20 protein-coding genes are annotated in these 19,167 nt (G+C 63.8%); 13 read left to right on the top strand and 7 right to left on the bottom strand.

What is annotated here, in order from left to right; translation table 11 throughout:
* Positions 1-3 precede the first annotated feature (3 nt).
* Positions 4-852 carry an alpha/beta fold hydrolase gene (locus R3E77_15580; GenBank protein MEZ5500834.1) on the top strand — a complete coding sequence of 283 codons (849 nt, stop codon included), beginning with the start codon at positions 4-6 and terminating at the stop codon, positions 850-852.
* Here R3E77_15580 and R3E77_15575 read toward each other — a convergent pair.
* Positions 797-2,020: an MFS transporter gene (locus R3E77_15575; protein ID MEZ5500833.1), complete on the bottom strand. Its 1,224-nt coding sequence runs from the start codon at positions 2,018-2,020 to the stop codon at positions 797-799. The genes R3E77_15580 and R3E77_15575 overlap by 56 nt on opposite strands.
* A 154-nt stretch (positions 2,021-2,174) precedes the next feature.
* On the opposite strand from R3E77_15575, the gene R3E77_15570 reads away from it, so the two are divergent.
* From R3E77_15570 to ilvA, 3 genes are read left to right on the top strand one after another with little or no spacing between them, the layout of a single operon-like run.
* Positions 2,175-4,391 carry an FHA domain-containing protein gene (locus tag R3E77_15570; protein ID MEZ5500832.1) on the top strand — a complete coding sequence of 739 codons (2,217 nt, stop codon included), beginning with the start codon at positions 2,175-2,177 and terminating at the stop codon, positions 4,389-4,391.
* Between the two features lie 56 nt (positions 4,392-4,447).
* On the top strand, positions 4,448-4,786 hold the full coding sequence (locus tag R3E77_15565) for a hypothetical protein (protein MEZ5500831.1): 339 nt from the start codon (positions 4,448-4,450) through the stop codon (positions 4,784-4,786).
* Positions 4,783-6,312: a threonine ammonia-lyase, biosynthetic gene (ilvA, locus tag R3E77_15560; GenBank protein ID MEZ5500830.1), complete on the top strand. Its 1,530-nt coding sequence runs from the start codon at positions 4,783-4,785 to the stop codon at positions 6,310-6,312. The genes R3E77_15565 and ilvA overlap by 4 nt, the downstream gene beginning before the upstream one ends.
* A gap of 16 nt (positions 6,313-6,328) precedes the next feature.
* On the opposite strand, the gene R3E77_15555 is transcribed toward ilvA, so the two are convergent.
* Positions 6,329-6,694: a DUF4870 domain-containing protein gene (locus tag R3E77_15555; protein MEZ5500829.1), complete on the bottom strand. Its 366-nt coding sequence runs from the start codon at positions 6,692-6,694 to the stop codon at positions 6,329-6,331.
* Between the two features lie 44 nt (positions 6,695-6,738).
* Between R3E77_15555 and R3E77_15550 the strand changes: the two genes are divergently transcribed.
* Genes R3E77_15550 through R3E77_15540 form a run of 3 tightly spaced genes read left to right on the top strand, consistent with a single transcriptional unit; the run spans position 6,739 to position 9,648 of the window.
* Positions 6,739-7,638, top strand: a complete 900-nt coding sequence (locus R3E77_15550) for an alpha/beta hydrolase (GenBank protein MEZ5500828.1) — start codon at positions 6,739-6,741, stop codon at positions 7,636-7,638.
* A complete protein-coding gene (locus R3E77_15545; protein MEZ5500827.1) occupies positions 7,635-8,429 on the top strand; it encodes an alpha/beta hydrolase in 795 nt (264 codons plus the stop codon). Before R3E77_15550 ends, R3E77_15545 begins: the two co-directional genes overlap by 4 nt.
* 10 nt (positions 8,430-8,439) lie before the next feature.
* Complete coding sequence (locus R3E77_15540) at positions 8,440-9,648, top strand: hypothetical protein (GenBank protein MEZ5500826.1); 1,209 nt, start codon at positions 8,440-8,442, stop codon at positions 9,646-9,648.
* A 1-nt stretch (position 9,649) separates the two neighbouring features.
* Here R3E77_15540 and R3E77_15535 read toward each other — a convergent pair whose 3' ends face one another.
* On the bottom strand, positions 9,650-10,066 hold the full coding sequence (locus tag R3E77_15535; GenBank protein ID MEZ5500825.1) for a GFA family protein: 417 nt from the start codon (positions 10,064-10,066) through the stop codon (positions 9,650-9,652).
* Between the two features lie 65 nt (positions 10,067-10,131).
* Here R3E77_15535 and R3E77_15530 point away from each other — a divergent pair, with 65 nt between their 5' ends.
* A complete protein-coding gene (locus tag R3E77_15530) occupies positions 10,132-10,374 on the top strand; it encodes a PGPGW domain-containing protein (GenBank protein ID MEZ5500824.1) in 243 nt (80 codons plus the stop codon).
* On the top strand, positions 10,371-10,934 hold the full coding sequence (locus tag R3E77_15525) for a hypothetical protein (protein ID MEZ5500823.1): 564 nt from the start codon (positions 10,371-10,373) through the stop codon (positions 10,932-10,934). Before R3E77_15530 ends, R3E77_15525 begins: the two co-directional genes overlap by 4 nt.
* A 7-nt stretch (positions 10,935-10,941) precedes the next feature.
* Here the strand turns inward: R3E77_15525 and R3E77_15520 are convergent, their stop codons facing one another.
* Complete coding sequence (locus R3E77_15520) at positions 10,942-11,904, bottom strand: PIG-L family deacetylase (GenBank protein ID MEZ5500822.1); 963 nt, start codon at positions 11,902-11,904, stop codon at positions 10,942-10,944.
* Between R3E77_15520 and R3E77_15515 the strand changes: the two genes are divergently transcribed.
* Both R3E77_15515 and R3E77_15510 read left to right on the top strand, forming a co-directional pair.
* A complete protein-coding gene (locus R3E77_15515) occupies positions 11,903-12,580 on the top strand; it encodes a response regulator transcription factor (GenBank protein ID MEZ5500821.1) in 678 nt (225 codons plus the stop codon). The two genes, R3E77_15520 and R3E77_15515, sit on opposite strands and share 2 nt — an antisense overlap.
* A gap of 27 nt (positions 12,581-12,607) precedes the next feature.
* Positions 12,608-13,933 carry a HAMP domain-containing sensor histidine kinase gene (locus tag R3E77_15510; protein MEZ5500820.1) on the top strand — a complete coding sequence of 442 codons (1,326 nt, stop codon included), beginning with the start codon at positions 12,608-12,610 and terminating at the stop codon, positions 13,931-13,933.
* A gap of 41 nt (positions 13,934-13,974) precedes the next feature.
* Here the strand turns inward: R3E77_15510 and R3E77_15505 are convergent, their stop codons facing one another.
* The 3 genes from R3E77_15505 to R3E77_15495 form a co-directional block, all read right to left on the bottom strand.
* Positions 13,975-14,235, bottom strand: coding sequence for a PsiF family protein (locus R3E77_15505; GenBank protein MEZ5500819.1), 261 nt, complete (start codon positions 14,233-14,235; stop codon positions 13,975-13,977).
* Positions 14,232-14,687, bottom strand: a complete 456-nt coding sequence (locus R3E77_15500) for a hypothetical protein (GenBank protein ID MEZ5500818.1) — start codon at positions 14,685-14,687, stop codon at positions 14,232-14,234. Before R3E77_15500 ends, R3E77_15505 begins: the two co-directional genes overlap by 4 nt.
* A 69-nt stretch (positions 14,688-14,756) precedes the next feature.
* Positions 14,757-14,984, bottom strand: a complete 228-nt coding sequence (locus R3E77_15495) for a hypothetical protein (GenBank protein MEZ5500817.1) — start codon at positions 14,982-14,984, stop codon at positions 14,757-14,759.
* Between the two features lie 177 nt (positions 14,985-15,161).
* On the opposite strand from R3E77_15495, the gene mprF reads away from it, so the two are divergent.
* Together mprF and R3E77_15485 are read left to right on the top strand one after the other, a co-directional pair.
* Entirely contained in the window at positions 15,162-17,720 is a 2,559-nt protein-coding gene (mprF, locus tag R3E77_15490; GenBank protein ID MEZ5500816.1) for a bifunctional lysylphosphatidylglycerol flippase/synthetase MprF, read from the top strand.
* On the top strand, positions 17,717-19,159 hold the full coding sequence (locus R3E77_15485; GenBank protein ID MEZ5500815.1) for an AcvB/VirJ family lysyl-phosphatidylglycerol hydrolase: 1,443 nt from the start codon (positions 17,717-17,719) through the stop codon (positions 19,157-19,159). Before mprF ends, R3E77_15485 begins: the two co-directional genes overlap by 4 nt.
* Positions 19,160-19,167: the final 8 nt, after the last annotated feature.

The raw sequence follows: 19,167 nt of genomic DNA, 5'->3' as shown, positions 1-19,167 counted from the left end.
ACCATGTCGAGCAGGAAACGCCATACAACGCAGGCTACCGAGGAGCTGCCGCCGCGCATTCGCCGCGCCTATTTCGAGTGCCGCTTCGGTCAGCTGCATGTACTGAATGCCATGCCGAGCGGCGGTGGCTTCGATGAACGCACGCCGCTGTTGTGTCTTCACCAGACACCCATGTCGGGGCGGGTGTTCGAGTCGTTCTTGCCACTGATCGGACGCGACCGATCGGTGTTCGCACCCGACACCCCAGGGTACGGCGCTTCCGATGCACCGAGCGAGCCGCCGCAAATCGCCGACTACGCCGCCGCCATGGGCGATTTTCTGGACAGCATGCGCTTTCGCAGCATCGACGTGCTGGGCTATCACACCGGCGCTGTCATCGCGACCGAGCTGGCCTTGTCGCGGCCCACGCAGATTCGCCGGCTCGTGCAGGTCGGCGTGCCGTTGTTCTCTGCAGACGAGCGTCGCGCGTTCATGCAAGCCCCCTGGCCCGTGCAAATCGCAGAGGATGGCAGTCATCTCACCACCGAGTGGCAAAGGAGCCTGCGTTGGCGTGGCCCGGGCGTTACGCTCGAGATGTTGGCCGATGCGTTCGCGCAGAAGCTCGTCAATGGGCCTCGCGCTCGTTGGGCCGGCCAGGCGGTGATGCAGTATCCGTTGCAGGAGCGCCTGGTTGCGGTCAGGCAGCCGCTGCTGTGCCTGCGCCCAAAGGACGACCTTTGGGAAGCCGGCGGTCGCGTGCCGGCATTGCTGCCGCAAGCGCGCTGCCGTGATCTGCCCGATTATGGTTTCGGATTGTTTACGGTTGCGCCCCAGGTGATCGCCGAGCAGGTAAGGGCATTTCTGGACGGCTGACGGACGCGCGTTCGCGTCGCGAGAGCACCACGGCCGCAATCAGCGTTACGGCAAGGATCGGCAGGGTCGCGAGATTGAGCCTTGCCCAACCCCAGGCTTCGATGGTTGTCCCGGCCAGCAATGACACGGCTGCCTGTGATCCGAACACGAGCAGGTCGTTGCAGCCCTGCGCCTTGAATCTCTCGGCCGGCGTGTAGGTCCGTGTCAAGAGCGTCGTGCCCGCGACGAACAACAGGTTCCAGCCAATGCCGAGCAGCGCAAGTCCGACGAAGTAATGGCTGAACTCACGGCCGACGAAGGCGCCGACCACGACCGTGGCCGTCATGCACAAGGTCCCGAGGATCATCATGCGGCCGAGTCCGAGCGAGCGTGTCAGGAAGCCGCTGAAGAACGACATCACGTACATGGCAACGACGTGAGCGGATATGACGCTGGTCGTCTCGCCAGTCGAGAAATGGTCGTGCACGTGCATGCTGATCGGGGTGGCCGTCATGATGAAACTCATGACGGCATAAGAGGCGACGCCCGCCAGTACGGCGTGCCGGTACTGCGGCTGGGCCGCAATCTGCGCAAGACTGCGCTCGGCGCCGGTCGTGGCCAAAGCGGCGGCGGGCGAGCGTTGCAGGCGGCCAAGCACCGCGCCGCCGCCAAGGAGCAGGAACGCGAGCACGGCGAAGCTGCCAGTGAACTCGGCGGTACCGGGGATCGCGAGGCGCAGCGCATTGCCAATGCCGGGACCGATCAGGGCGGCCGCGAGCGTGCCCAGCATGACGATGCCGACAGCCTTGCCGGCTTCACTGGCGGGCACGAATTCGGTGGCTGCGAAGCGGTATTGCTGAACGACCGACATCGATGCGCCGATGATCATGCTGGCGATGCACAACAACGGAAAATTGGCCGCATTCACCGCAATGGCGCAACCTGCCGCAGCCGCTGCAGCAAGACCGGCATTGGCCATGAATACCCGTTTGCGACCGAAGCGTCGCATCAGTAGCGACGCTGGAAGTGTCGCGCAGGCAAGACCCACTACGGCGAGCGAGACCGGCAGGGTGGCGAGCTGCGGTGTCGGGGCAATCTGTGTGCCGACGATACCGCCAAAGGCGACCAGCATGATCGTGCCGCAACCCCCCAACGCCTGCGCGGCAGCCAGAATCCAGACGTTTTTCATCGTACAGCCCGACCTCGGCCGGCCGTGCGGTACGGCGGCGGTTGCCTAAACCGGGCGCTGCGTCACATTATTGGGTCGAAGGACCCGGGGCGGCGCCTGGACACATTATTATAGAGCCCAAATAACAACTACAGATCCCGAACGAAGGACAAACATGCCGTCTCAACGCGAGGCACCGCCGGCACAGGATGAGCTGGAGCGAACCGCGGAACTTCCGGTTCTGGACGTTAGCGCATTCGAAGCCAAGGGCAACGCCGAGGAATTGAGCCGCACCGACACCTGGGTCTCGCCCATGGCGGAGGGCGATGCGCGCACCCTGCGCAAGGCTGCATCCACGAGCGCGGTGAGTGAGGCGGCCCACAACCGGCTCATTGCCGAGAAGGCCGAAGCACGCGCCGCAGCCCAGGCGAGCAAGGCACAAGCCGAGGCGCTTGCGCGCCAGTTGACCGAACGCGCTGCGGACCTTGCCACGCTGCAGGGCCAGCTGGGCACTATGCGAGCCAAACTCGCCGGCAAGGACCAGCAGATCGAGGCCGGCGTCGCCGAACGCGAGGAAATGCAGCGCGCAATCGCCGATCTCGAGGCGCGTATGGCCGACTTCGACCTGCGCGGCCGACAATTGGACGAAGCCGCGGCGCAGATCGGGAAGCTCGAACAGAAATTGCGCGATGCGCAGGGTGAGCAGCGCCGCACCGAGCAGCACGTCATCGAACTTGACGAACGCCTGCAGTCGCGCAATGGCAAGGACGGCAGCCTCCTCAGCATGCTGCATGAGGCCGACGAGACCATCGATCGCCTGACGCGCGAGCGGGCCGAGCTCGGCTATGTGCTCGAAGAGCGCAACAGCGCCTTGGCGCAACAGACAGCCGGCGCGCAGACACTGCAAAGCGAATTCCAGGCCTTGTCAAACACCCTGCGTGGGCATGAGTCGACGCTCGAGGGCCTGCGGGCACGCGAAGCGGCTTTGCGCGATGATGTCGCGCGGCTGGAGAAGGTCATCGCCGAGCGCGACGCGCTGATCGCCACTGAGCGCGAGGCTGCACGGGAGGCCACGGCTCGACTGGAAACCTCACTCGCAACGGCAGGGACCGAGCTCGAGCAGGCGCGCGCGCAGCTCGGCGAGGTTCATGCAGCGAAAGCGCAAGCCGTGCAGGGCGAGGCCGAACGTCAACAGGCACATGCCAATGCACTTGGCGAGTTGCAGACGCGACATGCCGACGAAGTAGCGGCGTTGCGGCGCGAGGCGGACGCCATCCGTACAGATCTGCAGGACCGCGATGCCAGGCTGTCGGACCAGGATCGGTCGCTCACGCAGTTACGCAAGGAACTGGCCGCCGCGCAAGAGCACGCCGCCGGGCTGGATGCCCGTATCGTCGCTTTGCAGTCCGAGATCGCGACGGCACGCAGCGAGCATGGCGGTGAACTCGATGCGGCGAGGGAGCAGGCCGAATCCCTGCGCACGACCGTGAGCGAACGTGAGCAGTCCCTGGCGAGCCTCCAGGGCAGTGTCGAGGAGCGCGAAGAGCGTCTGGCGACACTTCGCGGCGAGCTCGAGGAGCGCGACCTGCGCAATGCGGCGCTCGAGCGCGATATGGTCGCGTTGCACGGCGAAATCCAGACCTTGCGGGCATTGTTGGCGGACTTCGAGAGCGCCAACGTTTCGGCACGGCCCGACGAAGTGGATGCGGAGTCGGTGACTGCGCCGGCAGCGCCGGACGATGCCTCGCCCGCTGCGACGATCAGCAGCCAGCTGGCGGACAGCCAGGAATTGGTACGCTCGCTCAATGCCCAGCTGCGCGAGCGTGATAGCCGCCACGAGGAACTCGAGGACGACCTGCGCGCCGCCGAGGAACAGATCAACCGGCTCGAATCGCAATTGCGCGTTGGCACCCAGCGCATCGAGTCGCTCGAACGTGCCAACGAGGAGTGGCGCTCTGTTGCCGCGGCAGCACCGCCCAAGGCCGACAGCATGGACAGCGCCAGCAGCGGCCAGGTCGTGCGTATCGACAGCCGCCGCCCCGCGCGAGCCACCGAAGAGGATGCCAGCCAGCCGATCAGCCTTCAGGGTGCCGCCCGCCTGCTCGTGCGCATGGACGGCGAGGGCGATGTCGTGCATGTCTTGAGCCGCCGTACCACCATCGGCAGGACGCCGGACAACGACGTTCAGGTCGACGCCAGCTACATTAGCCGGCACCACGCCGTCGTGCTCGCAGGTCCGGTGCATACGATCGTCGAGGATCTCAACAGCACCAATGGAGTGCTGGTCAACGGTCGCAAGGTCGAGCGCCACACGCTGAAGGATGGCGATGTCGTGACGATGGGCAAGACGCGATTTCGCTTCGTCCTGCGAAGGAACAACGACAAGAACTGAGAGCCTGCGCATCCCGGTTCTTTGCGGTCGCGAGCCGTCGAGGTAAGCTCGCGCACATGACCGAGAAGCCTCTGCGCTCCGGGGTGCCCCGCAGCTCACCCGATCCGGCGTTTTTCGACAATCCGACGATTGATCGACTGATCGAGGTTACCCTCGAGCTCGGCGCCGAGCTCTGGGTGCAGCGCGAACGGCTCGGCCTGATCGAGCGCTTGCTCGCGCAACATGGTGTCGTCACCCGCGAGATGCTCGAGAACCAGCAGCTCGACGACCAAACGTTGCAGGCAACGGCTCGTGATCGCGACGAATTCGTTGCCAGGATCTTCGGCAGCTTTGCGCGCGACAAGGTGAGCGCAGGGCTTCCAGCGGATGGCGAACCCGGCCCGGAAGGCCGATGAAATCCGCAGCCCAGGACTACGTCGAGCGGATACTCAAGGCCCGGGTCTATGACGTCGCGGTCGAATCGCCGCTCGAGAAGGCGTCGCGACTCTCGCGGCGCATCGGCAATACCGTGTTGTTCAAACGTGAAGATCTCCAGCCCGTTTTTTCCTTCAAGCTGCGTGGCGCGTACAACAAGATCGTCGCGTTGAGCGAGGCGGCCGCAGCCCGGGGCGTGATCTGCGCCTCGGCCGGCAACCATGCGCAGGGCGTTGCGCTCGCGGCGCGGCGTCGCGGAATCAAGTCGCTGATCGTCATGCCCCGCACGACACCTTCCATCAAGGTGGAGTCGGTACGCGATCTCGGCGGCGAAGCCATACTGCATGGCGATGATTACGACGCGGCCTATGAACATGCCATGCAGATCGTGCGCGAGCGCAACATGGTGTTTGTCCATCCTTTCGATGATCCCGATGTGATTGCCGGCCAGGGCACGATCGGCGTGGAGATCGCGCGGCAAAGCGGCGGTGATCTCGATGCGCTCTTCATCCCGGTCGGCGGCGGTGGACTCATTGCCGGAATAGCCTCGTATCTCAGGTTCCTCTACCCGAAGGTTCGCATCATCGGCGTCGAGCCGACCGATGCCGATGCCATGTATCGTTCGCTACAGGCCGGCAAGCGCGTGACGCTCGAACGCGTGGGCATTTTCGCGGACGGTGTGGCAGTCAAACGGGTCGGCGAAGAAACCTTCCGCCTCGCTCGCGAGGTGGTCGACGAGATCGTGCTGGTCGATACCGACGAGATCTGCGCGGCCATTCAGGATGCGTTCGAGGATACGCGGGCTATGCTCGAACCCGCCGGGGCGCTCGCGATCGCGGGAATGAAACGTTATGCCGCTCGCGAGAGGCTGCAGGGACGCAGGCTTGCCTGCGTCAACAGCGGCGCCAATTTCAATTTCGACCGGCTGCGCCACGTTGCCGAGCGCGCCGATATCGGCGGCGCGCGCGAGGCGCTTTTCGCCGTGCAGATACCCGAGCGCCCGGGCAGTTTCCTCGATTTCTGCCGCATGCTTGGCGAACGCAGCGTGACGGAATTCAACTACCGCTACGGCGGCAGCAGTTCGGCGCAGATTTTCGTCGGCGTTGCCCTGGGCGGTGGCGCGAGCGATCGCGATTCACTGCTGAGTGCCTGGCGGGGAGCCGGCTACGAAGTCACCGACATGACCGGCGACGAAATGGCCAAGCTGCATGTGCGCTACATGGTCGGCGGTCATTCGCCGGGGCTGGTGGACGAGCAGCTTTACCGCTTCGAGTTCCCGGAACGGCCGGGTGCGCTGCTCGCGTTCCTTGCGGCGGTCGGCACGCGCTGGAACATCAGCCTGTTTCATTATCGCAATCACGGCTCCGACTATGGCCGGGTGCTCGCCGGCATACAGGTACCAGCTGGCGAGCGCAACGATTTTCTGCTGCACCTCGAGGCGCTGCACTACTCGTTCGCCGACGAGACCAACAACCCTGCCTACCGAATCTTCCTAGGCAACGGTTGAGCGGCCATCGACCGCGCTATTTGACCAGTCTGAGCGTGAATGGGTACTGGTAGACAGTGCCTTCGCTCGCGCGAATTCCGGCAATGATGGTCAGTACCAGCCAGCCGATGAACACCACGACCAGGACGACGATACCGATCAGCACGAAGGTCAGGACAATGCCGACCACGGCCGCGATTGCTACCGTGATGTTGAAGTTGAGCGCTTCGCGCGCATTGTCCGCGATGAATGCCGACTGATCCTTCTTGGTCGCCCAGATGATGAGCGGTCCGATGATGCCGCCCAGGGGAATGATCAGGCCGCAAAGTGCCGACAGGTGTCCGAACATGCCCCAGTTGCGCTCATCCGGTGTCGGCGCCCCGGTCTTGTCTGCGTCAGTCATTTTTGAATCCTCCCGCAAGACAATCACGTTAGCATCTACGCGTCATGACAACAAACGATTCCATTTACCAGGCCCGGCGCGCGCCACGGCGTGAATTCCTCACGGTGCGCGGCCTGCGCCATGGGCTCCATCGCTGGGGGCCGGATGACGGCGAGCCCTGGGTCCTGCTGCACGGCTTTCAGGACAACGGCGCGACTTTTCAGTTCCTGGTCGATGAGCTACCCGACGACTGGCCTTGCATCGCCATCGACTGGCGCGGTTTCGGCGCGAGCGAATGGGCCCCCGGTGGCTACTGGTTCCCGGACTATTTTGCGGATCTCGAGGCGCTGCTCGACAGGCTGGTGGGTGACCGACCAGCGCGGCTCGTCGGTCACAGCATGGGCGGCAACGTCGCCACGCAGTATGCCGGCATTCGCCCGCAACGTGTCGCTGCACTCGTGAGTCTCGAGGGTTTCGGCCTGCCGCGCCGGCGCGCCGATGATGCACCGGGGCAAATCGCACGCTGGCTCGATCAACTCGGCGAGCCGCTCGTCGAAACGAGCCGGCATGCTGGTCCGCGGGAATTCGGCGAGTGGCTCAGTTCGCGCAATCCGCGCCTGTCGCGCGACCGCGCACTCTTCATCGCCCAGCACTGGCTGCAACGCAGCGAGGGGGGTTGGCGCCACGCGTTCGATCCGCGACATCGCCATGTCAATCCTGTGCTCTACCGGCGCGAGGAAGTCGAGGCGAGCTGGCGCCGTATCCAGGCGCCGACGCTCCTGTTGCTCGGCGACTCGTCCGAGTACCGGCCGCGACTCGGCGAGGATGGTACCGACGACTACTTCGCGGACAAGATTGCAGATCTTCGCATCGTCACGCTCGCGCAGGCCGGGCACATGCTGCACCATGAGCAGCCTGCTGAGTGCGCCCGGCACATCATGGAGTTCGCCGCACGATTGCCATGAAGGAAATTCGCCACCTGGTGACGACCGACTTCGGCCAGATGCATCTGCGTTGCCGCGGCGACGTACGGCAGCAGCCGTTGCTGCTCCTGCACATGTCGCCGCGCTCGAGCCGGATGTGGCGCCACCTCCAGGATGCGCTCGAACGGCCGAGCATCGCGCCCGATCGCCTGGGCTACGGATATTCCGACAGGCCTGCGCGCGAACTCACCCTCGAGCAGTATGCGCAGGCGACTTTGCAGGCGGTCTCGGCCCTGGGCGCAACCGGCCAGCTCGACGTGCTCGGTATGCATACCGGTGCAATCGAAGCCGTGCAGATCGGGGTGTCGGCTGCGGCGCGCGTGCGCAAGCTTGGTATTGTTGCGATTCCGTTGTTCACGGCTGCGGAGCGCACTGCCAACCTGCAAAGCTTCGGCGAACAGCGCATCGTGCCGCGCCAGGACGGCAGCCATCTGCAGGAGATCTGGGCCAATCGCTTCCAGTATCGAACGCCGCCCTACGATCTTGCCGATGTGCAGGAGCGAACAGTGGACTATCTGAATGCGCCGTTCCCGGGCCAGGCCTACCAGGCCGTGTTCCGCTTCGACTTGGCCGAGTGCCTGCTGCGCCTGCGGCGTCCCATCGTCGCCTTCGTGCCACGTGATGATCTCTACGATGTTTCGCTGCGCGCCCGCGGGAGTCTGCCGCCGGGGTCGACCTTCGTCGACTTGCCGGATTGTGGTATTGATCTATTCCTGCGCGATGTGCCGCGCATGGCGGCACTGCTCTCGGAGTATTTTCCTGTTGACCGATGAGGGGCTGATCATGAATGCGAAATTCTTGCTGCTGCTGGTGTTGGCGCTTGCTGCAACGAACAGCACGGCCGCCGACGCGGTCACTGACTGTGACCGTCTGGCCGCACACCCGAGCGATCCGGACAAACTCGGGGCCGGCGCACCGAGCAAGACCATCGACCTGCCGGTTGCCGAGGCCGCGTGCCGGCGTGTGATTGCCGATGATCCATCGAACATTCGCGCGCATTATCAACTGGGACGCGTGCTTTTCTATCAGCACAAGACCGATGCGGCCTTGCCCGAACTCGAAAAGGCAGCGAGCGCCGGTTACCGCCAGGCGATCTTTGTGCTCGGCTTCGTCAATTACGACGGCAAGCAACTGCCGCGAAACGATTGCCGCGCCGCCGGGCTGTGGCAACGCTCCATAGCTCTCGATCACCCCTGGACGGGCTATTATCTGGTCAAAGGGTATCTCGATGGACGCTTCGATGCCTGTGGCGTGAAGCTCAGCGAAAAGCAGCTGCAGGACTATCTCGATCTCGCTCGTGCGAATATCAGCGTCGCCTCGTCCGCAGGCCGTGTCGAAGCCCTGGAGGAGCAATTGCACGCCGGCAAGACAGGTCGCGAGGCCGAGTCTTCGCGTCCGCAGCCACAGGTCACGGTGACACCCTTCGATCCGGCCAGGTATTCACAACAGGTAACCGAATGCGATCGCCTGGCATCCCATCCCGACGATCCGTACAAGGTGGCCGAGGGTCGTGAGAAACGCGAAATCGATTTGCCGCGCGCGGTGGCTGCCTGCCGAGGAGCTGTTGCAAAGGATCCTGAGAACCCGCGCCTGAATTACCTGCTCGGTCGCGTCCTCGGCTACAGCGGGCTTGGTGACCAGGCCATCCCCTACCGGCAACGCGCCACCGATGCCGACTACCCGCAGGCACTGTTCGTGATCGGCTATATAACGCTGTTTGGAATGAACAAGCAGCCTCAGGACAATTGTCGTGCCGGCGAACTTCTTCGCCGGTCCGCGCAGCAGGGCAGACTCGCGGGGCAGTTCGGCTTCCCGCGCTATGCACTGCAAGGCCGGTTTGCCGGCTGTGATGTCGTGGTCGACATCGCCGAGATGCGCGGTTTCGTGGCGGCGGGGCGTGCGCAAGCGGGTGGCGATTACTACAAGACGCTGCTCGCCGATCTCCTGGACGAAGCCTTGACTGCGCGCAGCGCGTCAGCCGGCCCGGAGTAACTTACTCCGGCGTGCGGAACCGGCTGTGCTGTGGTCGACCGTCTCCGGGTTGTTCCCACTCGAGGGCGTCGCTCATCCAGATGTGATCGACGGGAACGATGCGCGCAGGGTCATCGAGTGTGGCGATCGTCAGATCGATTTTTCCCCTGCCGTAGGATTCGTGCCAGTAACTGAGGCTGCAGCCGCAGTCCGGGCAGAAGCCACGTTGCACCTGCGGTGACGAAGCGTATATCGCGGGCGCAGTGCGAGACCAGTGCAAGCTGTCCCTCGCGATGGTGAACCAGGCAACGCCAGTTGCGCCTATGTTGCGACGGCAGGAAGTGCAATGGCAAAAGGTCGGGGGAAGCACCGGCAGGCCGCAGGTGTAACGCAAGGCGCCACATGCGCAGCCGCCGGCCAGCGTAGAATGCTCAGTCATAAGTCCTACCTCTGTGACAACCAGGCAACCCGGATTCAACCGCCTTGCACGCGCTAAAGCGCTTAATGCGCATAACTTACCAGTGGGCACGGCGGACCGTCATTGTGATTGTCGGGTTCACCGTACTGATCATCGGCATTGCGATGATCGTTCTGCCGGGTCCCGCGATTATCGTCATACCACTGGGCCTCGCCATACTCGGCCTTGAATTCGCATGGGCGCGCCTGTGGTTGAAGCGCGTCAAGGAACGAAGCCGCGAGGTGGCGGACAGCGTGCTTCGCAAACGCAACAACGGTGAGGGGCAATGAAGGCAATACGATCCGTGACACGCCGCCGCCTCCTGGGCGGGGCCACAGGCATTGCCGCGATGATGGCCGCGCTGCCGGCGGCAGGCCGGGACGCAGGCGCAAGCAACTGGCGTCGATTGCGGCGGGTGGTCACGAGCTACGACGCGCAAGGCAGGACCGTCGTGCTCGCCGATGGCGAGCCTGGCAATGTGCTCACGCTGAATGGCACGCGCATTACGCGTCTTTGGGAGTCCTCCGCAGTGCCGGTGCAGTTGCCGTTGGGCGCGGATGCCGGCGCGAGCGCCGGCAATGCCTACCGCCCCGGCTTCGTCGGCACCAGTTTCTACGTGGCGCAGATCCCGGGCGGCACGACGGTGAAGGACATTCCCATGCATCGCAATGCGACCCTCGATTACATGGCGGTGCTGGACGGGCGCGTGCTCCTGAAGCTCGACGACCAGGAAATCGATTTGCGCCAGGGCGACCTGTTGATACAGGGCGGCAACCTGCACAGTTGGGAGAACCGCTGGCGCCGCAGCTGTCTGTTGCTGTTCGTGGTGGTGGCCGGCAGCGCGAGCTGACGCAGCGCTAACGCGGCGCTGCGGAGGGTAGCGCCGAATCTGCCGTGAATATTTCGTCGTTGCGCACGAAAGAGCGCAGGAACGGCGCCATCACTTTCATTTGCGTCGCATGCGCGGCGATTGCGCGCTCTTTTTGCGCGACTTCTGCAGCGCTGAGTGCGAGCGACTGCCAATGCAGCTGGCCCGTGCCCGGCGGGGCCTGCATCGCCCGACCAGGTTCTGCGCGACGCGGTATTGGCCAGTCGTTCCCTGCGTGAACCACCCAGAAACGCAGGCGGTCCAGTTGATCGCGCTCGTTCATCAGGCGTAGCAGAAGAACACCAGCGGCCCGATGATCGGGGTGCCGATCGAGCGGGCTCGGCGCCAGGACGAGCGTCGGTTGCAGCCGGTCCAGCAATTGACGTACATCGCGCTCGAGATTCCTGCCGGTGTATTCACTGCCCGGTGCCAGCGCCTGCGCGTAGGGCACGTGGCTCGCTGCGGTGTACCGCGAGCGATAGGGCGTGACGTAGTTCTGCTGCAGCATCTGCGAGAGTCCGCGATCCGGGTAACCGAGGAATACCTGCGCATCATCGGGAACGCTGAGCAAGCCGGCAGCGGTGCGCGCCTCCCGCATGCGCTTCTCGGCGAGACCCAGCAGGCCTTGCGTGCCCGGCTCGAGGTGCTTCTCGATGACCATGGCATCGAGTTCGAATCCATCGCCGCTGGTCAGCCAGACGATGGCGCGGCGGGCGCCGCGGCGGGCAGCGCGTTGCAGCAGGCCCGCGCAGCACAGGGATTCGTCATCAGGGTGGGGTGCAATGACCAGTACGCTGTCGCGGCTACCAGGCTCGACCATGGGCTCGGCCGGGGCGGCGGCGGCCAGTAGCGAAAGGGCCAGGGCCAGGAAACTTAATCGGCGCCGCCGATGTCGAACGCAGGACGTGCCGTGTCGCTTGGGTTTCATTGACCAGAGGCGTCGACTCACCATGAATCTCCTGCTGATCGAAGATGATAACGATGCCGCCTGCTTTCTGGCGAAAGGTTTGCGAGAGAGCGGGTACAAGGTCGAGATTGCCGGCGATGGTCGGGAAGGACTGTATCGCGCCACCGAAGGCAACTACGACTTGATCATCGCGGATCGGCAATTGCCGCATATCGATGGTCTTACAGTCATCAGCTTGCTGCGCGAGCAGGGCAGTCGGGTCCCGGTGCTTGTCTTGTCGGCTTTCGGCACCGTGGACGATCGTGTCAAAGGGCTCAAGGCGGGCGGCGACGACTATCTCACCAAGCCGTTCGCATTTGCCGAGTTGCTGGCGCGCGTCGAGGCACTGCTCCGACGTGGCCAGGCGCCGAGCGCCATCACTCAGCTGCGGGTCGCCGACCTCGAGCTCGACATGCTGACGCGCCGCGTCTCGCGCGCCGGCCGGTCAATCGAGTTGACGGCGCGGGAATTCCAGCTGCTCGAATACCTGATGCGTCATGCCGATCAGGTGGTGACCCGCACCATGCTGCTCGAGGCCGTATGGGATCTGCACTTCGATCCGCAAACCAACCTGATCGATGTGCATATCAGCCGGCTGCGCAGCGCCATCGACAGGAATTTCTCCCACCCGCTTCTGCACACGATACGCGGCGCGGGCTATTCGCTGCGCGCACCGGCCTGAACGGTGATTCCGACAGCGCGACGCCTCGTGGCGTTCTACGTCGCGCTCGTGGCCATTACGGTCACACTGCTGCTGGCTGCGATCTATCTGCTCACTGCACGCGCGCTCGATCGCGATGTCAGCGCGGTGATCGATGCCGAGGCGGAAGGATTGCTCGAGCGCTACGAAACCGGCGGTTCGTTGCTGCTCGCGGACTCGCTGGCCCTGCGCCGTACCGATTGGACGCGCACCGGTGCGGTCTATCTGCTGGTCGATGCCGATCTGGTGCCGCAGGCGGGCAATCTCGCCGGATGGCCCAAGCACCTGGCCGTTGCCAGCGGCTGGGCGCAATTCACTGTTCTTGAACCCAACAGCACGCAGCGCCATCCGGTTCGTGCGCGCATCGTGCGCCTGGCCGATGGCAATGTATTGCTCGTTGGCACCGACCTCACCCAGCATTTGCGGCTATTGCGAGTGCAACGTCTGGCTGCGATCTGGACGGTACTGTTGACCACGGTTCTGGTGGTTGCCCTCGGGCTGTGGTACGCAAGGCGCAACCGCGACCGCGTTCGCAGTGCAGCCGCGAGCTGCGAGCGAATCATGAGCGGCGATTTCGCAGAACGCCTGCCTGTTGCCGGTGTGAACGACGAATTCGATGCCCTGGCCCAGGCGGTCAACCAGATGCTCGTTCGTATCGAGACACAGACACGGCTGCTGCGCACCACCTTCGACAGCGCCGCCCACGACCTGCGCACGCCACTTTATCGCATGCGCGTACGCCTGGAGGAGGCGCTGCTGCACGATCAGGGCGGCGGCGCAATCGTTGGCGCCATTCATGCTTCCTTGAAGGACGTCGATCATGTGCAACGTACCTTGTCGTCGTTGCTGCAAATTGCCCGAGCCGATGGCGATGCCGTACTGAGTGCTGCAGAGGCCGTGGACCTGGGCCAGCTCAGCCGTGAGATGGTCGAACTCTACCTGCCGGATGCCGAGGCGCAGGGTATGACACTGCGCTGCGAGGTCGATGTCGAACTACCGCTGCGTGGCAGCCGGCAATTGCTCGCACAGCTGTTGGCCAACCTGATAGAGAACGCCATCAAGTACGGACACGGCGGCGGCGAAATCGTGATCACCGCCCGTGCTGACAATGGCAATATCGTCCTGAGTGTCGCCGACCGTGGCCAGGGCATACCGCCCGGAGAACGTGAACGCGTGTTGCGCCCTTTCGAGCGCCTGCATCGTCACGATGACATCGGCGGCAGCGGACTCGGCCTGAGTGTCGTTGCCGCGATCGTCCGGCTGCATCGCGGCACGCTCGCGCTCGAGGACAACCACCCCGGCTTGCTCGTACGCTGCGTGTTCCCTGGCGGCTGAGCGGTCAATGGGAGGCTCAGGAGAACACGCAGCGCCGAAGGCTACTCCTGCTTCTGCTGTTCCGGGCCCTTTTGCTCCGAGCTTGTCTGTGCCATGCAGGCCTTGATGAAATCGATTCGCGCCTGGCCGTGCAGATTCTGCTTCATGGCGTCCTTGCTGCAGCTGCGGCGCGATTTGTGCATGGCCGTGGCCGTTGCCGGGGTCGGCTTGCTACCGGCTGACGGGTCCGTCGCCGGTGTTGCGGCATAGGCGCTGACGGCGCCCAGCAGCAATAGATTGGCTATCACAATAGTGGCTTTCACGGTTTGACTCCTTGGTTTGCAATGCATCCTTCCTCTTCGTCGATGTGAAGGACATTTTCAGAATGCGGTTCGACACTTTTGTTGCAGGACTTGCTGCCGCTCGCGAATTCTCCGGTCACTTTCCACACGCCAGGGGCGAGCAGGGGACTGTGATACTCGAACCAGCATTCGAAGTTCTTTGGACCATCTTCGATGGGCCGTCCCACCTTGAGGGTTTGCGCGACGATGGCGTCGTGGCTGTAGAGGGTCCTGGGTTCGCCATCCCTAACCGTGACCGGGTTGAGGGAAATGCTGGGCGGGTGCTCGCAAACGGATCCTTCGAACCCATCTGCCTCGAGTACGACTGTGAGGTAGGTCTGCCAACCGTAGCCTTTGTCTGGTGGCGCGGATGCGGCCTGGCCGGCCGCGAGGCTTGCCAAGACCACCATGGTCAGTGACGATCGGATTCTCATGGTCGGCTCCTCGATACCCGGCGTGCCCCGGCTGGCGTCAGGCGATGCCAGCCGGAGTCGCTGCGGTTGCTACTTGGCGGCCTTGTCCTTGCCGGTCTGGCATTTGACGATGTACTCATCGCGCGCCTTGCCGGTCAGGTGTTTGGCATCCGCCTCCTTGCGGCAGGCTTCGAATTTTTCATTCTTGGCCTGGGTCCCGGCATTGGCGGCTGGCGCCGGGGCGGCCGCCTGGCCGGCGGCGAACGCGCTGCTCACGGCCAAGGCTGAAACCGCAATCAAGCTCGAAATGGCTCGCATCTTCACTTGCTCCTTTAGTGGGTACGGGGTGTCGTTTGTCGACGGGAACCAATCTAATGCGCTCGCGCTGACGCGGCGATTGCAGCTGCATGAACTATTCGTAATGGCCGCGCGGCGCCAAGTTCGCTTCTCTAGGACCCAATGAAGGCGAACGCGACGACGTCAGACGACCTGCCAATGCAACCAGAATCGTCGCGGTTGCGCTGGATGGGGGCATTGCTGCCATTCGCGGTCTTCATTGCCGTGATCTGGGTATTGCACCATGAACTCGGCAAGCTGCAAGCCGGGGACATCCTTGCGGTGGCGCGGCAAATCGATGCGAAAGTCATGGTCCTTGCGGCACTGCTGACGGCGCTCAGCTATCTGATACTTGCCGTTTATGATCCGTTGGCCTTGCGCGCGATCGGCGCGAAAGTGCGCTGGCGTTACGCGACGCTGGCCTCCTTCATCGCCTACGCGATAGGTCATAACCTCAGCATGGCAGCGTTGACGGGCGCAGCCGTGCGCTATCGCTGGTACGCGCCGGTCGGGCTTGGCGTTGCCGAGGTCGCGCTGGTGACGGCATTCAACTCCGTTACCACGGCGTTGGGATTCATATCACTGGCGGCCATTTCGCTGTTGAGCGGACAATCCTCGGCCGACAGCGTGCTGCATGTACATGGCGGCTGGGCGCGGGCGGTCGGCATCGCACTCGCGTGCATCCCGGTGGGTTACCTGGCGCTTACGGCGCGGCGCGAGCGGAGTCTCGAGATCCTGGGCTGGTCGATTCCAAGCCCGGGGATTGCGATCGCTACGCTGCAGTTGTCGCTTGCGATACTCGACATGTGTGTTGCGGCCGGCGTGCTTTGGTGTCTGCTGCCAAGCGGAGGAGACCTTTCTTTCATCGCGTTCGCCGGCACCTTTGCGGTCGCCGCAGTTGCCGGGGTATTGAGTCACGTGCCAGCCGGTCTCGGCGTATTCGAATCGGTCGTGCTGTTGACGCTGCCGAATCTGCCGCGCGACGCTTTGCTTGCGTCGCTGTTGCTCTATCGCCTGATCTATTACCTGGTGCCTCTGCTGATCGCAGGCGCCATCTTCGCGGTGCGCGAACTGTCAGCGCATCGCGAGCGCTTGCGCCTGATGCAACGAGTGACCACGACCTATATCGGCGCGATTGCGCCGCAGCTGGGTGCCGGCCTGGTGTTCGCGGCGGCCGTGGTCCTGTTGTTCTCCGGTGCGACGCCGGCTATCGATACGCGTCTCGCAGGACTCAAGCGGCTGTTGCCGCTGCCCATCCTGGAGTTCTCGCATCTCGCCGGCAGCGTGATCGGAATCGTGCTGCTGATTCTGGCGCGGGCGCTGCTGCGCCGGGTCCGTGCAGCCTACCACCTGACGCAAATCCTGCTCGGGATTGGCATGGCCGCGTCGATATTGAAGGGCTTCGACTACGAAGAAGCCTTGCTGCTCGCCTTGGTGGCGACATTCCTCCATATCGGCCGTGCAGCCTTCTACCGCAAATCACCACTTCTGCAGGAGCGTTTCACGCCAGGCTGGGCCGTTACCCTGGTCGCGGTCGTCGTGGCTGTGCTATGGGTCGCCGTGCTTGCACATCGCGATGTGTCGTACTCATCGGAACTGTGGTGGACCTTCGCGTTCAAGAGCGATGCGTCACGCGTCCTGCGGGCGTCCCTGGCCGTGGTCATCATCACCGCGTTGTTCCTGAGCGCGAACCTGCTTGGTCCGGCACGTCCCGATGACAGCGATGATGAAGCTGGCCAATTGCGGATTGCGCGCGGGATTCTGCCGTTGGCGCGCCATTCGCTGGCCTTCGCGGTGTTGAGCGAAGACAAACGTTTGCTGCTCACGCCGTCACAGGATGCCTTCATCATGTACCAGGTCGTGAATCGCAGCTGGGTCGCATTGGGCGACCCGGTTGGCAGCGCCGCGCAGTTCGCAAACCTGATTTGGCGATTCCGGGAACTGTCCGATCAACACGGCGGTCGTACCGTGTTCTATCAGGTCAGCGACGAGTATCTCCCGTTGTACGTCGATCTCGGTCTTGCTGCGCTCAAGATAGGCGAGGAAGCGCAGGTGTATCTGCCGGAGTTCTCCCTCGACGGCAGTGCACGCGCCGAATTGCGCCAGGCGCGACGCCGCGCGGAACGCGACGGCGCGACGTTTGAAGTCCTACCGCGTGATCAGTCGGCTGGATTGATGCAAGACCTGCGGCGCCTGTCCGACCAATGGCTGGCCGAGAAATCGACTGCGGAGAAGGGCTTCTCCGTCGGACGTTTTAGCGAGGACTACATGAGCGAGTTTCCGATTGCACTGGTGCGCCGCGAGGGCGAGCCAGCAGCATTCGCCAATCTCTGGGCGACGTCCGGCAAGGAAGAGCTGTCCGTCGACCTGATGCGATTTGGCAACGACGCGCCGCGCGGCGCGATGGACTTCCTGTTCATCGAGTTGATGCTTTGGGGCCGTGCGCAAGGCTACCGGTGGTTCAACCTCGGCATGGCGCCATTGTCCGGGCTCGGCGCGCACCCGTTATCGCCGGTGTGGCACAAGGTGGGCAATTTTGTCTATCGTCACGGCGAGCACTTCTACAACTTCAGCGGTCTGCGCCGGTACAAGAGCAAATTCGATCCGCGCTGGCAGCCGCGCTATCTGGTCGCTCACGGCGGGCTCGCGTTGCCACGGATCGTGTCCGATCTTTCCATCCTGGTCGCGGGCGGTCTCAGGGCAGTGGTGAGCAAGTGATCAAGCAATGGAAAACGACGGGCGTCGCGATGGTCGCGTTGTTGCTGGCGCTGCCGGTCTACGCGACGCCACAGTCGCCGGATGAAGCGCAGTCGATCAGCTGGGGGCGGTTCGGGCGCATGACAATCTATCGCCCGGCGCGGGCACCGACGGCTGTGGTTCTGTTCGTCTCGGGCGATGGCGGTTGGCATCTCGGCGTGGTGGGCATGGCGCGGGCATTGCGCGATCAAGGAGCGCTGGTCATCGGTATCGACATCCGTACCTATCTCGCCAACTTTTCGAAATCAACGGCGAGATGCGAATCCCTTGCGGTCGATTTCGAGAACCTGAGCCATCGCCTGCAGAAAGAACTGAAGTTGCCCGAATACATCAAGCCGATGCTCTATGGGTACTCCTCGGGCGCGACATTGGTATATGCCGCGATCGCGCAGGCGCCGACCGGTACATTCGCGGGCGCGGTGAGCCTCGGCTTCTGTGCCGACCAGGATTTCCGGCATGTCGCACTCTGCCCCGGTGCCGGACTGCACTACGAGGCGAATCACCGCGGTGACTGGGTGCTGCAGCCGAGCACGAGGCTGCGCGACCCCTGGGTGGCCCTGCAAGGCCAGCAGGATGCCGTATGCAATCCGGCAGCGGTGGACGAGTTTGCCGGAAAGACAGGCGACGCGGCGCGCGTCGTGCGCCTTGATCGGGTCGGCCACGGATTCGGCGTTGAAAAGAACTGGCGGCCGCAGTTCCTGCGTACCTTCGCCGGGCTCGAGGACACGGATCACAACAAGCCTTTGGAGGTCTCCGCGCTGTCAGGTTTGCCATTGACCGTGGTGAGCGCGCCGGCGCAGTCGGCGACGGCGAGTGCGGGGAAGGCCGGTTTCGCACTGTTGTTGAGCGGCGATGGTGGCTGGGCAGGGCTCGACCGCGAAGTGGCCCAACAACTCGCTGACGGCGGCCTGCCCGTGGTGGGTCTCGACAGCCTGCGCTACTTCTGGAAGGCGCGGAAGCCCGAGGAGGTGGCTGCGGATGTCAGCCGGATACTGCGCCACTATGCGAACGATTGGCGGCGCGAACAAATCAACCTGATCGGCTATTCATTCGGCGCCGATGTCCTGCCGGCCATCGTCAATCTGTTGCCGCAGGATCTTCGCGAGCACCTGCATTCGCTGACGCTCATCGCGCCGTCTGCGAGCGCGAGCTACGAAGTACATGTGCTCGACTGGCTGCCAGGCTCTACCAGCGGCGGTGATCCGGTATTGCCACAGCTCCGTCGCCTCGGTGACCTGCCGTTGCTTTGCATGCAGGGACATGGCGAAAGCGAGGGTCTGTGCCCGCACATCAACCATGCTGGCGCCAGCGTCGTCGAAGTCGGTACCGGCCATCACCTGGGCGGTGACTATGCGTCGATTGCCACCCACATCCAGAGATTCATTGCGCAGGCGCGTTGACAGGGCGA

The organism is Steroidobacteraceae bacterium (assembly GCA_041395505.1).
GTDB lineage: Bacteria > Pseudomonadota > Gammaproteobacteria > Steroidobacterales > Steroidobacteraceae > JAWLAG01.
This window is presented reverse-complemented; position numbering and strand designations above follow the sequence as displayed.